Genomic DNA, 13,283 nt, shown 5'->3' with positions numbered 1-13,283 from the left:
TATTTGTTGAAATCTTTGAGTGCTATTGTTAAATCTATAAATTTGGTTGCTGGGATTGATTCCCCAAACTGTACCATCGGCACCAACTGAAATCTGTGTCAGAACTCCTTGTATTTGTTGAAATCTTTGAGTGCTATTGTTAAATCTATAAATTTGGTTGCTGGGATTGATTCCCCAAACTGTACCATCGGCACCAACTGAAATCTCTGTCAGAACTCCTTGTATTTGCTGAAAACTTTGAGTGTCGTTGTTAAATCTATAAATTTGGTTGCTGGGATTAATTCCCCAAACTGTACCATCGGCACCAACTGAAATCTTTTTCAGAACTCCTTGTATTTGCTGAAAACTTTGAGTGTCGTTGTTAAATCCCACATTCCGCACTTCAAAATGTATTATCTATCTTTTCAATAAAAATTCCTAATAATGTTCAAATTATTAAGTATTAATATTGAATACCATTGGCGATTTATGTTGTTGATTTAACCATTTTTTTCCACCTATGGGAAATCTACGCATATTACACGATGAAGTGCGGAAAGTCGGTTAAATCTATAAATTTGGTTGCTGGGATTAATTCCCCAAACTGTACCATCGGCACCAACTGAAATCTGTGTCAAAACTCCTTGTATTTGTTGAAATCTTTGAGTGCTATTGTTAAATCTATAAATTTGGTTGCTGGAATTGATTCCCCAAACTGCACCACCGACACCAACTGAAGTCTTTTTCAGAACTCATTGTATTTGCTGAAAACTTTGAGTGACGTTGTTAAATACAAAAATTTGATTAGCGGAATTGATTCCCCAAGCAGTACTATCGGCACCAACTGAAATCTGTGTCAGAACTCCTTGTATTTGAGTAAATGCGACATTTTGACTTGTTACAAGTTGTTCTGATATATCCGTCGAGCTTTGTGCAATCAAAAGTGGTCGAAAATTTTGAGTTTGGATTGGCTCTTTGGCTCGTGTTGGAAGTGTAAACACACCTGATACTAAAGCAGTAAGAGCAAATGCAATAAAGATACGAAATTTGCTTAAGCGCATAATACTTCCTCAGATTACAAAACTAAAATACAACAGCCGTTTATGACATTTCGGAAAAACTAAAAAGTTTTTTCAAGATAACCCAAGAGGCAGAAGAGGACTAAACCGCCTTGTAACCGATTGTAGATAATCTGAGTTCGATGTAAGAAAATAAGCTATAACCTCACTCCGATTAGATGGAATGTCTGATGTATATAAAAATTTTTTCATTTATTTAGTTTTGTTAGCATACTGAATAAGTTTCAATCTTCGTCATGAGTTATTAACTATCCTTCCACTTTTCCATAAGCCTTCTTCACCCAGTACCCTCTAGCTGGCTTTTCTATCCCATAAGCCTTACACCACTTCTCTACAGCCTTATCAGACACGCCTAAATCTCTACCAATTTGTGCAGTTGGTTTTTCCCACACCAATTTTTCCAGTTCTTCTTTTGATGGCCTTTCTACTTTTCTGGTGTGAATTCTAGAGTCTGGATTAACCTTTCTAGTTGTTAAATCAACGCCAAACTCCTTGTAGGTACGCTTAGATGCTGCTTCTGTTAAATCTGTAAAATCTTCCCACCAGTAAAAGGGTGTAGCTGAATTAGGTATCTGGGTAGTTATGTAGCAGCCCTTAAAGTTAATTGATGGATAAACAACTTTATCTATATCAGGCAGATAAACAGCATAAAAGTCAAAGTCATTTACTTTGTACTTCTTCTGATGAGTACCATTTTTATCTACCCAAATAGTTTTATTGACTACTCTATTATCTCCCGCGTATTTAGCTTGTATTTTGTAAAATTTATCGTCTTTGTAAGCAACAAAATCAAAAGGTAAATGCTCACAAATGAATGGCGTGAGAACTAAATACCCTTTAAATGTTAAATCAGCGATCGCTTTTGTAGCAGCAATATCGCCTTTGTTCTTGGTATGATGCAGCAATAGGGAACCCTCAAACCGAGAAATCATCATATCACCTCACGGTGCTTGAGGGTTCATATTTACTTAAAACGAGCGCGGCAGGGTTCGAACCTGCGACCGATTGCTTAGAAGGCAATTGCTCTATCCACTGAGCTACGCGCCCAACACAACGCAACATAAAATTATGGCTCCTGAAGGAGTCATCTAAACTATTATATCGTTTCCCCGTACCAAGAAGCAATCGAAAATTGCAGATTTCACACTAGCAAGGCTAAGATGCTAGTCGCTAGCTAGTCAATTTACACTAAAAACGAAACAGATGGAGTATTGGTTTAGATATATTGAGTTGTCAAGGGGTTATTTGCCTGTTAACGCCAACGCTCTCTGGATGGCTACCTTCGGGAAAGAACTGGCGATCGCTAAGTTCATTTCCACAGTATGCTAGGTAATTTTAGCCTTGGCGATACTGCCAAATGCCATTATATATTCCATATTAAGAGTGCCCCTGTGAGGAGTTATTTGCTAGTGCCATGTTTATTCTCAAACGGCAGGATGTTGAAATATCAAGCATTCAGCACCCAAAAAAGGATCAGCAGGTGCCGATCCTCAGTTATCAAGGGCAGACTTTTCGCTTAATTAGCGTATTCAAAGCTAGTCAAGAAGAAGAAGCTAGAGCCTTATGGAGAGAATTAACGGATAACCGAGGTAAAGCCTGTGTTTTACTGGAAGAACCCGAACGCTTTAGTGTTTGGGGTAAAATCCGTTTAGAGCAACTGGATAGTGACACAGGTGGTCATGGCAAAACGGCGATTTTAATCCAAGCCAGTATTTTGCTGTTGCAGGGTGTTTCTATCGATATTGAAGAGTTTTTAGGTGCTAGACAAGCTGCATTATTTGAAAAAGATATTGCCGAAGTGTTCAAGCAGAAACAATTTCCCCAAGCATCAACCCTTGAAGCAGTTAAATATTTGGTATCTACTAATCCGTTACCGACAGCCAAAATACCTGATTGGCAAGAAAATCATGTAGTTATTCTGTTACAAGAACTACATCGATTAGGAAAAGGCTATTTTGGCAACGCTAATTTTAGCAAACAAGTGATTTATAAGCTAGAAGATATGCCAGAAGCCGAGCGATCGCTGTTTATCACTTGGCTAAATCAATCGCCACTGGGTAAACTATGGCAGTAAAAAAATTGCTGCCACTGGTACTTGCTTTTGGTGTCCGATTGTGCATTATTTAGCAGACACAGTGCTAGATATACAGTCCTTTAACTCAAAATACTGCCAGAGAGCATCTACATAGTCAAGTCTTATGAATAACTCTTACGAGAATTCGTTTCTTTCTAAATCCATTTTCAACACTCAGAACATTGTCTTAGCTAATATTGGCTGGGCCGTACTCGCACTGCTATACTTTTTGTTGTTTAGTGCCAAAGTTCCCGGAGCAGATGGCATAGAAAGCCGGGCCGAGTGGTATGTGATTGGCACAAATATTTTTGAAGCTTTCGCTTATTTGGCTGCCGGTATCTTATGCTTGAGGAACTGGCTGAGTCCGCAAATCGTCAGTGGCCGAAATGTTTGGCTCTTGATTGGCTTAGGTATGCTTTCCTATTTCGTCGGGGGGATAATTTTCGGCTATACCGAAATAGTTTTAAAAGATGAACCGGATGTGTCTGTAGGGGATATATTTTTTGTACTGACTTATCTATTACTTGGCGCAGGCATGACTTTAGCTGTGGCTTCCAGGCGAATCAATCTGGAAAAATGGCAGTGGCTAATTGTGTTAGCAATTGCAGTGTTCGGTAGTGTGTTGGCATGGTGGATTTCTATGCAACAGGAAAAACCCACAGCACTGCTAGTCGCTATTTTAAATTGGTTTTACGTAGTTAGCGATGTGGTTCTGTTAATTATTGCTACCACTCTGCTGTTAGCCTTTTGGGGGGGAAGAGTTTCCCAGTCTTGGCGAATGATTGCAGCCGCGGCCTTTTCGCTTTACATTGCAGATATGTGGTTTAAATATGCCCAAGGCCCCAATTATCAAAGTGGAGAGATATTAGAAGTGTTTTGGGTGTTTAGTGGAGTGTTATTTGGTATGGGCGCTGCCTTAGAATATGACGCATCACTAAGACGAACGCGCCGTACCAGTGGACGAAAACGAGCTTAGTAAAGATTTTTGGTATCTACCGTGAGAAAATTAACAGACTCTGACAAGCAAGAAATTCTTAAGTTATATCGAGAAACTGCCGAAACAACCTCAACTTTGGCAGACCGCTATGGTGTGAGTAATTCGACAATTAGTCGTCTGCTCAAAAGCACTTTACCAGAAGATGAGTATGAATACTTAGTCTCCTTAAAACGGGCTGCGAGAACTCCTGAGGGTAGGGCGCAGGTAAGCTATGAGCAGTTACCTCTGCTGACTCAACTAGAGCCGGAGATAGAAGTTCCACCCATCGAGAGCCACCCTGTGGAAGTACCAAAGGTTGAGCCACTACCACGTCGGGTAATTCATGTAGAGCAGGAACTTTACTCAGAGGAAACGGCGGAGTCACTCGCTGCTAGTAGACGGGTGCGGCGACGCCCCTCGGCGACGGAAAAACCAAAGCTCCGAGTTACAGAGAAATTAGAAATTCCAGAGCCAAAGCTGCCGGAAATAGTCAGCATCCCCATCCCACCGCTAAAGAATGAACATCCAGCCGCGGCTGTCATCGCGCAGATGCTGGGCGAAGATTTGCTAGACGAATCAGAGGATTTGGACGATTTAGAAGATGATGATTTAGAAGATGATGACTTTGAGGAAGAAGACTTTGATGATGATGACTTGGATGACCAAAGGCCGTTAGTCACAAAACGCAGACCAGGTGAAGCATCAGTTCAAGTATTACCTCTGTCAATAGCCAATTTGCCGAAAACTTGCTATTTGGTAATTGACCGTTCTTCAGAATTAATTACCCGTCCCCTGAAGGACTTTGGTGACTTGGGGCAAATTCCCAGCCTGGAAACCCAGCAAAGAACTCTGCCGGTGTTTGATAACCATCGTGTCGCCAAGCGCTTTTCTACCAAGCGCGATCGCGTGATTAAAGTTCCTGATAGTAAAATGCTCCATAAGGCTCGGACTCATTTGCAAGCTAAGGGCATCACACGATTGCTAATTGATGGTCAGGTCTACTCGTTGTCTACGACGGTTTAGAGGTCATGGAGACACCTGCTGGCTATGGTGTGGTATTGGTGACAGCTGGCAACATCCAGGAGGCAGAAGCAATTGCAAATGCCCTTGGGGAGGCTAAACTTGCTGCTTGTGTGAGTTTGTTACCAATCCACTCAATTTACACCTGGCAAGGGGAACTGCATAAAGAGCAAGAATGGCAATTACTGATTAAAACTGATTTGGCGCAATTTCCGGCAATGGAGGCCAAAATTAAGGAACTGCACTCCTATGAAGTGCCAGAAATTATTGCTTTATCAATTGTTGCTGGTTCTCAAGCCTACTTGCAGTGGATTTCTCAGCAAGTTAACAGTAAAGAGTGAGGAGTAAGGATTTTCATAACTGCTCACTTGGCAATGAGGGTATTTCGTCGGCAAAATTCACGTACTATGACCATTATAGCAATCACCCTTTAGAAGACCAGTGCCAAAAACACCGAATTTGTCAATCCTATCTGAAAGAACTTCTGAACTTAAGTGGCGAAACGTTTGTCTTGTTTTTAAATAGTTTGTTGAAAGATTGCGGATGCTCGAATCCGAGACGATGAGAGATTTCACTAACTGATAACGAAGTCGTTGAAAGCGCTTCTTTGGCTTGTTCGATGAGTTTGTTGTGAATGTGCTGTTGGGCGTTTTGACCGGTGAGATGGCGCAACATATCGCTCAGATAATTCGGCGACATATTTAATTTATCGGCAATGTAGCCGACCGTCGGAAGACCTTCTTGCGTTCCGCTCTGGCGGTCGAAATAGTCGCCTAAGAGATCGTCGAATTTGATGAGTAAATCGTGATTCGTCTGTCCTCTGGTGATGAACTGACGGTTGTAAAAACGGTTGGAATAATTGAGCAGAAGTTCGATTTGCGAAACCATCACGTCTTTGCTGAAATCATCTATGTTCGAGAGATATTCGTGTTCAAGATTCTTGATAAGATCGTTCAAAATTGTTTCTTCTTTTTCCGAAAGCATCAACGCTTCGTTCACCGCGTAACCGAAAAATTGATATTGCTTAATCGTTTTCGCCAACGAAGTGTTCCACAAGAAGTCCGGGTGAATGAGCAGCGCCCAGCCCCTCGGTCGGTGCAGTTTTTTACCAGCTTCGTCAATTTCGATGCCGAAAACCTGACCAGGTGCCATAAAAAACATTATGCCTTCATCGAAATCGTATTTTTGCTGACCGTATTTGAATTTAGCGTGGAGATTCCTTTTGAGCGCAATGTTGTAAAAATCAAAAACGAGGCTGAACTTATCAATTCCCGCTAGACGCTCGTCAGGCAATTGTTTGATAGATTCCAAATCAATCACGCTGACGAGCGGATGCGCCGGCACGGGCAATCCCATAATTTTGTGATATTCACTGATCGTTTTGAAGCGGTAAGGCTGCATCTTTTTTAACTTGCTGAACCTTGATTGTAAACTGTGGCAAATTCCTTGGCGTAATCCTTCAATTTTATTTGACCCAGTTCAGGACGATGGCGGTAATAATCCTCATACAAACTAATGTACCGCGCGGCATTCATTTCCACGTAACCTTCGGCAGTCTGCGGATTCATTCCTGTGGCGATTAAATCGTTGAGCCATTGTTCCTCTGAAACAACCCGCCATTCTAAATCCGGTTTGCCGATGGCTTCGCCTAAGATTCCAGCAATCTCGTTCGGCGAAACCTCATCGCTGGCGATGTAGCGGATTTCTCTACCGCGAAAAGGTCTTTCCATTTCTTCAGCAATCACAGCCGCAATATCGAGCGTTGAAACCCAAGGCTCTTTTTCATCACCACCGTAATTGGCAATGATCGCGCCCTGCGTTTTGATCATCGGTATAAACGACAACAGAACGTAATAAAATCCGACTGGGCGCATAAATTTGATGGAGACATCTTCGGGTAATTCGCGCAAAATGTTTTCGACATTGTGATGAAAACGAAGCAGACCGCTGCCTTCGCTCAAATGCGCGCCGATGCTGCTTAAATGCACGACACATTTTACGCCCGAATCATTAATCGCCTGTTTGTAATTTCTGCCAATTTGAGTAATTGCCGCTACGACATCGAGATTCGGGTCGAAAAAGGCTTTCGCGTCGCTTGCTTCCATACAATAAACAATGTCCGCGCCGCGAAATGTTTCCGTCAAAAAATCCGCATCTTCCATCAAACCGATGGCGGCTTTTGCGCCAATGGCTTCGATATCATTTTGCCTTTCGACTTTGCTGCTAATAAGCGTCACATCGTGACCGTTTTCAACCAATTCTGTCGCTAATGGTTTGCTGATGTGTCCCAAAGAGCCTGTCACTACAATTTTCATGAATTTCACCTCATCAAACGCTTTCCAAAATGAGGAAGCTAGGTTTCATGTTAGAAAGTTTTACGGGCGAAAACTTAGTCGAATCGCCGTTTGTTGTAGCCAAAATGAGGAATTTTTCAATTATATTTTCTCTTGTCGGCGCACTGCTAAATCATAAGCTTCAGTCAGCAATTTTTTGGCTGTTTTGAACGTCTCGTTCCTTGGATTGAGGACACACACTTAATTCTGCGCCACGTAATCAAGAGACAGCATAACTTGTTATTAGAGATAATTTTTCCTCATATCCACCCAAAACAGGTGAATAGGTAGCTTTTTTCTTGCGATCCTCCCAAATCAGGTGGATCTGAGGAAAGTTTCTTCATAATAAGTCGATCGAGGTGGATCTGAGGAAAATTTCCGCATAGCTTCAGATGTCTATGGCTGGTACTATGAGTATCATTAAATACATACTTTGTTGTGACTGCATGCTGATGGAACCTCGCCCCAAAAAGCTCTTAGATCAACTGCGTGAAGTGATCAGGCTCAAGCATTACGGCTACCGAACGGAAGAAACCTACGTGCAATGGGTGAAGCGCTTTGATTATAATTCTTGAGAAAACCTGTCTCTTGTTTTTCTTGCGTTTTGTGTCGGGGTTAAATCCCCGTTACAAAACGTAATTGCGAATTGCCAATTGTTTTAATTCCAAACTAACTGTAAACAGCCCTTGCAAAACGCTCCGCCAAGTAAATAATGTCCTGTCTACGAGCAATTTGGTTCATCCATTGTTTGGGAATATTTTCTACCCCGTAGTAAATTCCTGCTAACCCACCCGTGACGGCGGCGGTAGTATCGGTATCTCCGCCTAAGTTGACAGCTTTTAGCACCGCCTCAGAATAAGACGAGCTATTTAATAAACACCACAAAGATGATTCTAAGGTATCAATCACATAGCCACCAGAATTAATCTCTTCTACTGGTATCTTGGCAATCTCACCACTGAAAATTCTGCCAAAATGCGGCTTCTCTAACAAAAATTCTCGGATAGAATAAATTGTTTGGATATCTTGCAATGCTTGTAAATAAGCTGTTTGGGGGTTAGCCCCTTCCAAGAGCGCCACTGCAATACTAATATAAATGCCACAGGCCATCTGCGATCGCGCATGAGCATGGGTAATCGCCGAAACATCATGCACCCGCGCCAGCAATTCGCTTAAAGTGAAGTTTCTGTGACAATAAGCCATCGGCAAGATTCTCATCAACGAACCATTGCCATTACTATTTTCAACCTTCCCACCCGCCTGATGTGGAACAACTCCCTGCTTCAGGCGCATAATTGCTGTGTGGGTAGTTTGACCAATATCAAAGACATCGCCACGGGGAGTCCAGTAAGCCTCCTTGTACCAGCGCCAGAAGGAATTAGCTATAGCATCCAATGAATACCCCCTACAAAGGCATTCTGCCAAGCAAAAGCTTAAGGAACTGTCATCTGACCAAGTTCCTGGTGGTTGATTCCATGTGCCATAACCCTGCATCGTTGTCACTGGAGATTTTACTCGTTCAGCGCGGCTAGTAAACTCTACCGGCACACCCAACGCATCACCGACACACAAACCCATCAAACCAGACAACGTTTTTGTAGCGGTTAGCATTATTCAATCTCCACAATAATTGCTCAAAATTAACTTTATAGATTTCCTCTATAGCTTGTTGCAACGGATGCTACAGCCTATTTCTCATCATCCGTGAAAAGTTCGGCAAAAAATTGTTAATCGGGTATTTTATTTACCATCTAGCGACTTAGTTTTAGTTCCAAATATTGTGACAGTTTTAAAATCGTCTATTTTTGGAACAAAGAACCCAGATGAAAAGACATTGAATGTAATTATAACAGCTTATTTTTGATTTTCCGGGATAGTTAACCTGCAAACGCTATGCATCAATAGCAACATTAAGTTAATAAAAGCCGGGAAATATTTGGAACATTCTCACATAATTATCGAGTTGGAATATATAAGTAAAAAATACAAATTTTGGTAAAAATTATGAGACGTTTACTTAAGTCTTTACTGACATTTTCTGCATTGTCTTCTTTAATAATTACTCCTCTTTTTATATCATCTGGCCAAGCCTCTGCTGAAACAAAAAAAGGTACTAATGCTAGCTATGTTGGTGCTGGTGTTGCAGCTGGTGTTACCAGTGGCGGACAAGGTATCAACGATAATGCCACATTTGGCGGTAATCTCACAGGTCGCGTGAAATTAGGAACTACCCCATTTTCTGCACGCGGTAATGTCCTTTGGAGTGATAAGACAAGTGCCATTATCCCAGAAGTTTCTGTGGATGTGCCTATCGCTAATAAAACTAATGCCTATTTAACTGCTGGTTATTCTTTTGTCGAGAAAGATGGCTCACCAACTCCCATAGGTAACAAAGATTCAGTAGTGGTAGGTGCTGGCGTTGAATCGGAAGTTGCTAACAATTTCCTCGTCTACACTAACGCCAAACTAGGAATTGGTGCTTACCAAAATAGCGATACTCCTGCTGTTAGCATCAATGGCGGTCTTGGCTATCGCTTCAAATAAAAAATTATTGAGTCCTCAGTCGCTCTATACTTTACTTAAGTACTCAGAACTCAGCACTGGCTCAAGCATAGCTATTCGCTAACAAAACTTACTACTCCAAAAAGGTGGTTTTGTTAAGTGTTACATTACTGACAAAGCCGGCTTTTGCCGTGGTAAAATTAAACTATTCCTCATTATTCCGGCCGGATTACCGGGGATAAAATAGCCGAAGGGTGCTGATTCGGCGTCTACTAATGCTTTATTGAGAATACTATACAAGTCTAATGGTTAAATCTGCTCCTTCCCCCATCGCTAGCCGTAAGCCTTCCAAAGTAGAAGAAATCAAGGAAAATAGTAATTTTTTGCGTGAACCTATAGCAACTGAGATCCTTCAAGACACTACCCATTTTACCGAAAATGCGGTGCAGCTTTTGAAGTTTCACGGTTCTTATCAGCAGGATAACCGCGACAACCGCACCAAGGGACAGGAAAAAGATTACCAGTTTATGCTGCGGACAAAAAATCCGGGTGGTTTAGTACCACAGCAGCTGTATCTGGCTTTAGATAAACTAGCTGATGAGTATGGCAACCACACCTTACGAGTAACTACGCGTCAAGGTTTCCAAATGCACGGAATTTTAAAGAAGAATCTTAAAGCATCAATTGCCACAATTGTCAAAAATTTGGGTTCGACTTTGGGAGCTTGCGGCGACATCAACCGCAATGTGATGGCACCACCAGCCCCATTTAAGAATCGCCCTGAGTATCAGTATGCTTGGGAGTATGCCCAAAATATTGCTGACTTGCTATCAGCGCAAACAGGCGCTTATTACGAAATTTGGTTAGATGGGGAAAAAGCAATTAGTGCTGAAGAAGACCCAGAGGTGAAGGCAGCCCGACAGCGCAATGGAAATGGGACAATTATCCATGACAACGAAGAACCGATTTATGGCACTCACTATATGCCCCGCAAGTTCAAAATTTGCGTGACGGTGCCAGGGGATAATTCGATTGATTTGTATTCCCAAGACCTGACGTTGGTAGTAATTACCAATAAAAAGAAGCAATTAGAAGGATTTAATATTTTTGCTGGTGGTGGTTTAGGTAGAACCCACGGTAAAGAAGAAACTTTCGCCAGGTTAGCAGACCCCATCGGTTATGTTGCGAAGGATGACGTTTACGACATAGTGAAAGCGATTGTTGCTACCCAAAGAGATTATGGCGATCGCACCGATCGTCGTCACGCCAGATTAAAATATTTAATCAACGATTGGGGTGTAGATAAATTCCGTGCCCAAGTTGAAGAATATTTTGGTAAATCAATTGAAGCCTTCAAACCACTACCAGAGTTTAAATATTACGACTTCCTCGGCTGGAATGAACAAGGTGATGGCAACCTATTCTTAGGAATTTCCATTGACAATGGTCGAATCAAAGATGAAGGTTCGTTTCAACTGAAAACCGCTTTGCGGGAAATTGTCGAGCAGTTCAACTTGTCCATCCGTTTAACAGCGAACCACAACCTGATTTTTTACGATATCGAACCAGATAGCAAGGAAGCTATTCAAGACATTCTCAGCCGTTACGGTGTCGGAGACGACCCTAGTAAAATCGAACCTTTAGTGCGGTATGCAATGGCTTGTCCAGCTTTGCCGACTTGCGGCTTGGCAATCACCGAATCAGAACGGGCAATACCAGAGATTTTGGAGCGGATTCGCGCCCTGTTAGATAAAGTTGGTTTACAAAATGAGCATTTTGTGGTAAGGATGACAGGATGCCCCAACGGTTGCGCTCGTCCCTACTTAGCAGAATTGGGCTTAGTCGGTAGCGCTCCAGAATCTTATCAATTATGGTTAGGGGGTTCGCCAAATCAGACTCGACTGGCACAACCTTACACAGAAAAGCTGCACCATAATGATTTAGAGAGTTTCTTAGAGCCGATTTTTGTTTACTTTAAGAAATCTCGGAAATCCAAGGAAAGTTTTGGTGATTTTTGCTATCGCATTGGTTTTGATGCCATCCGCGAATTTGCTGCTAGCTACGAACCTAACACGGCTAATGCTGCAAACAAATCGCGTCATCGGGTAAATTTGAAAGAAGAAGTTTATAGCAAGTTGAAGGAAGTAGCCGAAAGCCAAGGTAAGCCGATGACTCAATTAGTGACTGAAGCGCTAGAGGTTTACTTCCAGAATCTTTCGTAAGCCGAAAAATTGAAGATAATAATATCAAAGAGAGACACAGATAAATCCATCTGTGTCTCTTGCGTAAGTCCTAATACACTTAGTACACAGTTTCGTAAATTCGTGGCCAATTGAGGCTTCAATGGGAGTCCCAGAATTCTGGCGGTATAACGGAAATGTGTTATGCGTTTACACCCTCAATGGTGGACAATACTCGCAGAGCGATTGCAGTCCAACTTTTGCGCCTGTGCTAGTGACGGAGATTCCCCGATTTATCCAAGAAAGTAAGAATGTTGGACAAATAGCAGCAACTCGTGCTTTCCGTACCTGGGTTAGACAGCAAATATCTCCAGCAGGGCAATAATTTATTAAGAAAAATGTCTCAACTGCAAAGAATTGCGATCGCACCCTCCCAATTTCAACAAGGGCAAATTTTGCTCACCAAAGAACAACAACATTATTTGGGGCGTGTGTTGCGCTTGCGTGAAGGCGATCGCTTTATTGCAATGGATGGTAAAGGAAAATGGTGGTTATCACAGCTAACAGGTGAGCAAGCACAGGTTTTAGAACCACTTTCAGTAGAAACTGAATTACCTGTATCAATTACGCTGATGGTGGCGTTGCCTAAAGGCAATGGATTTGATGAAGTTGTGCGTTGTTGTACAGAGTTGGGAGTAACTTGTATTGCACCAGTATTGAGCGATCGCACTTTGCTTCATCCTAGTCCACAAAAGCTGGAACGCTGGCGGCGCATCGCAGCCGAAGCCGCCGAGCAATCAGAGCGCTCATTTGTGCCGACAATTTTAGAGCCTGTTACTTTTAACACTGCTTTCACCGCTAATCAGACAATTCACAGTTACATTTGTGAGGCTCGTGGTGAGTATCCCCATTTAAAGAAAGTGCTGAATAGCATCTCTGATGAGATTCTTATTGCTACTGGGCCAGAGGGAGGATGGACAACACAAGAAATCGAGAATGCGATCGCATCTGGATTTCAGCCTGTTTCCCTTGGTCGCCGCATCCTGAGAGCAGTTACAGCCCCAGTAGTAGCATTATCCTTGATTACCGCAGCTTGTGAAGTATAAATGATTTATAGCTCACGCAAAAGAGATTTTGCGC

18 protein-coding genes and 1 tRNA gene are annotated in these 13,283 nt (G+C 42.2%); 10 read left to right on the top strand and 9 right to left on the bottom strand.

From position 1 onward, the window contains the following. From V7K32_RS24935 to V7K32_RS24915, 5 genes are all read right to left on the bottom strand, one after another. Positions 1–372 (bottom strand): tectonin domain-containing protein (locus V7K32_RS24935; protein WP_334996977.1); only part of this gene is annotated, 372 nt, incomplete at its 3' end. 125 nt (positions 373–497) lie between these two features. Beyond that, complete coding sequence (locus tag V7K32_RS24930; RefSeq protein ID WP_334996986.1) at positions 498–728, bottom strand: tectonin domain-containing protein; 231 nt, start codon at positions 726–728, stop codon at positions 498–500. A gap of 3 nt (positions 729–731) precedes the next feature. Beyond that, positions 732–1,040, bottom strand: a complete 309-nt coding sequence (locus V7K32_RS24925) for a tectonin domain-containing protein (RefSeq protein WP_334996975.1) — start codon at positions 1,038–1,040, stop codon at positions 732–734. A 266-nt stretch (positions 1,041–1,306) separates the two neighbouring features. Then, positions 1,307–1,990: a group I intron-associated PD-(D/E)XK endonuclease gene (locus tag V7K32_RS24920; protein WP_334996984.1), complete on the bottom strand. Its 684-nt coding sequence runs from the start codon at positions 1,988–1,990 to the stop codon at positions 1,307–1,309. Between the two features lie 42 nt (positions 1,991–2,032). Further along, positions 2,033–2,105 (bottom strand) — tRNA-Arg (locus V7K32_RS24915). A 156-nt stretch (positions 2,106–2,261) separates the two neighbouring features. Here V7K32_RS24915 and V7K32_RS24910 point away from each other — a divergent pair. The 5 genes from V7K32_RS24910 to cutA all read left to right on the top strand — a co-directional run bounded on the left by V7K32_RS24910 (position 2,262) and on the right by cutA (position 5,469). Then, positions 2,262–2,387: a hypothetical protein gene (locus V7K32_RS24910; RefSeq protein WP_334996973.1), complete on the top strand. Its 126-nt coding sequence runs from the start codon at positions 2,262–2,264 to the stop codon at positions 2,385–2,387. A gap of 85 nt (positions 2,388–2,472) precedes the next feature. Further along, positions 2,473–3,132 carry an Npun_F0813 family protein gene (locus V7K32_RS24905; RefSeq protein ID WP_334996971.1) on the top strand — a complete coding sequence of 220 codons (660 nt, stop codon included), beginning with the start codon at positions 2,473–2,475 and terminating at the stop codon, positions 3,130–3,132. Between the two features lie 124 nt (positions 3,133–3,256). Then, positions 3,257–4,108 carry a hypothetical protein gene (locus V7K32_RS24900; RefSeq protein WP_334880756.1) on the top strand — a complete coding sequence of 284 codons (852 nt, stop codon included), beginning with the start codon at positions 3,257–3,259 and terminating at the stop codon, positions 4,106–4,108. A 21-nt stretch (positions 4,109–4,129) separates the two neighbouring features. After that, positions 4,130–5,131 (top strand): transposase, encoded by a 1,002-nt coding sequence (locus V7K32_RS24895; protein ID WP_334996969.1) that lies wholly within the window; start codon positions 4,130–4,132, stop codon positions 5,129–5,131. Between the two features lie 5 nt (positions 5,132–5,136). After that, positions 5,137–5,469, top strand: coding sequence for a divalent-cation tolerance protein CutA (cutA, locus tag V7K32_RS24890; protein ID WP_334996967.1), 333 nt, complete (start codon positions 5,137–5,139; stop codon positions 5,467–5,469). 127 nt (positions 5,470–5,596) lie between these two features. Here the strand turns inward: cutA and V7K32_RS24885 are convergent, their stop codons facing one another. From V7K32_RS24885 to V7K32_RS28915, 3 genes are all read right to left on the bottom strand, one after another. After that, the gene (locus V7K32_RS24885) at positions 5,597–6,529 is read right to left on the bottom strand and encodes a helix-turn-helix domain-containing protein (RefSeq protein ID WP_334996965.1); all 933 of its coding nucleotides are present in this window, start codon (positions 6,527–6,529) and stop codon (positions 5,597–5,599) included. Between the two features lie 5 nt (positions 6,530–6,534). Further along, complete coding sequence (locus tag V7K32_RS24880; protein ID WP_334996963.1) at positions 6,535–7,443, bottom strand: NmrA family NAD(P)-binding protein; 909 nt, start codon at positions 7,441–7,443, stop codon at positions 6,535–6,537. Between the two features lie 120 nt (positions 7,444–7,563). Next, positions 7,564–7,662 carry a DUF6194 family protein gene (locus tag V7K32_RS28915; protein WP_442938803.1) on the bottom strand — a complete coding sequence of 33 codons (99 nt, stop codon included), beginning with the start codon at positions 7,660–7,662 and terminating at the stop codon, positions 7,564–7,566. Positions 7,663–7,853: 191 nt separating this feature from the next. On the opposite strand from V7K32_RS28915, the gene V7K32_RS28910 reads away from it, so the two are divergent. Then, positions 7,854–8,036: a phage integrase N-terminal SAM-like domain-containing protein gene (locus V7K32_RS28910; protein WP_442938802.1), complete on the top strand. Its 183-nt coding sequence runs from the start codon at positions 7,854–7,856 to the stop codon at positions 8,034–8,036. A 94-nt stretch (positions 8,037–8,130) separates the two neighbouring features. On the opposite strand, the gene V7K32_RS24875 is transcribed toward V7K32_RS28910, so the two are convergent. After that, a complete protein-coding gene (locus tag V7K32_RS24875) occupies positions 8,131–9,072 on the bottom strand; it encodes an ADP-ribosylglycohydrolase family protein (RefSeq protein ID WP_334996961.1) in 942 nt (313 codons plus the stop codon). Positions 9,073–9,465: 393 nt separating this feature from the next. On the opposite strand from V7K32_RS24875, the gene V7K32_RS24870 reads away from it, so the two are divergent. From V7K32_RS24870 to V7K32_RS24855, 4 genes are all read left to right on the top strand, one after another. Next, entirely contained in the window at positions 9,466–10,005 is a 540-nt protein-coding gene (locus V7K32_RS24870; protein WP_334996959.1) for a hypothetical protein, read from the top strand. Positions 10,006–10,268: 263 nt separating this feature from the next. Then, a complete protein-coding gene (sir, locus tag V7K32_RS24865) occupies positions 10,269–12,185 on the top strand; it encodes a sulfite reductase, ferredoxin dependent (protein ID WP_334996957.1) in 1,917 nt (638 codons plus the stop codon). A 121-nt stretch (positions 12,186–12,306) separates the two neighbouring features. Continuing rightward, on the top strand, positions 12,307–12,528 hold the full coding sequence (locus V7K32_RS24860) for a hypothetical protein (protein ID WP_334996955.1): 222 nt from the start codon (positions 12,307–12,309) through the stop codon (positions 12,526–12,528). 13 nt (positions 12,529–12,541) lie between these two features. After that, positions 12,542–13,249 (top strand): 16S rRNA (uracil(1498)-N(3))-methyltransferase, encoded by a 708-nt coding sequence (locus V7K32_RS24855; RefSeq protein ID WP_334996953.1) that lies wholly within the window; start codon positions 12,542–12,544, stop codon positions 13,247–13,249. Positions 13,250–13,283: the final 34 nt, after the last annotated feature.

Source organism: Nostoc sp., assembly GCF_036917635.1.
GTDB lineage: Bacteria > Cyanobacteriota > Cyanobacteriia > Cyanobacteriales > Nostocaceae > Nostoc.
Note: the sequence above shows the minus strand (reverse complement) of the source record. Positions and strands in the feature narration are given on the sequence as shown.

Excerpts from the sequence above, each read along its gene's own strand:
- V7K32_RS24925 (WP_334996975.1), bottom strand. The coding sequence starts at position 1,040 with ATGCGCTTAAGCAAATTTCGTATCTTTATTGCATTTGCTCTTACTGCT.
- V7K32_RS24920 (WP_334996984.1), bottom strand. The coding sequence starts at position 1,990 with ATGATTTCTCGGTTTGAGGGTTCCCTATTGCTGCATCATACCAAGAAC.
- V7K32_RS24910 (WP_334996973.1), top strand. The coding sequence starts at position 2,262 with ATGGAGTATTGGTTTAGATATATTGAGTTGTCAAGGGGTTATTTGCCT.
- V7K32_RS24905 (WP_334996971.1), top strand. The coding sequence starts at position 2,473 with ATGTTTATTCTCAAACGGCAGGATGTTGAAATATCAAGCATTCAGCAC.
- V7K32_RS24900 (WP_334880756.1), top strand. The coding sequence starts at position 3,257 with ATGAATAACTCTTACGAGAATTCGTTTCTTTCTAAATCCATTTTCAAC.
- cutA (WP_334996967.1), top strand. The coding sequence starts at position 5,137 with ATGGAGACACCTGCTGGCTATGGTGTGGTATTGGTGACAGCTGGCAAC.
- V7K32_RS24885 (WP_334996965.1), bottom strand. The coding sequence starts at position 6,529 with ATGCAGCCTTACCGCTTCAAAACGATCAGTGAATATCACAAAATTATG.
- V7K32_RS24880 (WP_334996963.1), bottom strand. The coding sequence starts at position 7,443 with ATGAAAATTGTAGTGACAGGCTCTTTGGGACACATCAGCAAACCATTA.
- V7K32_RS28910 (WP_442938802.1), top strand. The coding sequence starts at position 7,854 with ATGTCTATGGCTGGTACTATGAGTATCATTAAATACATACTTTGTTGT.
- V7K32_RS24875 (WP_334996961.1), bottom strand. The coding sequence starts at position 9,072 with ATGCTAACCGCTACAAAAACGTTGTCTGGTTTGATGGGTTTGTGTGTC.
- V7K32_RS24870 (WP_334996959.1), top strand. The coding sequence starts at position 9,466 with ATGAGACGTTTACTTAAGTCTTTACTGACATTTTCTGCATTGTCTTCT.
- sir (WP_334996957.1), top strand. The coding sequence starts at position 10,269 with ATGGTTAAATCTGCTCCTTCCCCCATCGCTAGCCGTAAGCCTTCCAAA.
- V7K32_RS24860 (WP_334996955.1), top strand. The coding sequence starts at position 12,307 with ATGGGAGTCCCAGAATTCTGGCGGTATAACGGAAATGTGTTATGCGTT.
- V7K32_RS24855 (WP_334996953.1), top strand. The coding sequence starts at position 12,542 with ATGTCTCAACTGCAAAGAATTGCGATCGCACCCTCCCAATTTCAACAA.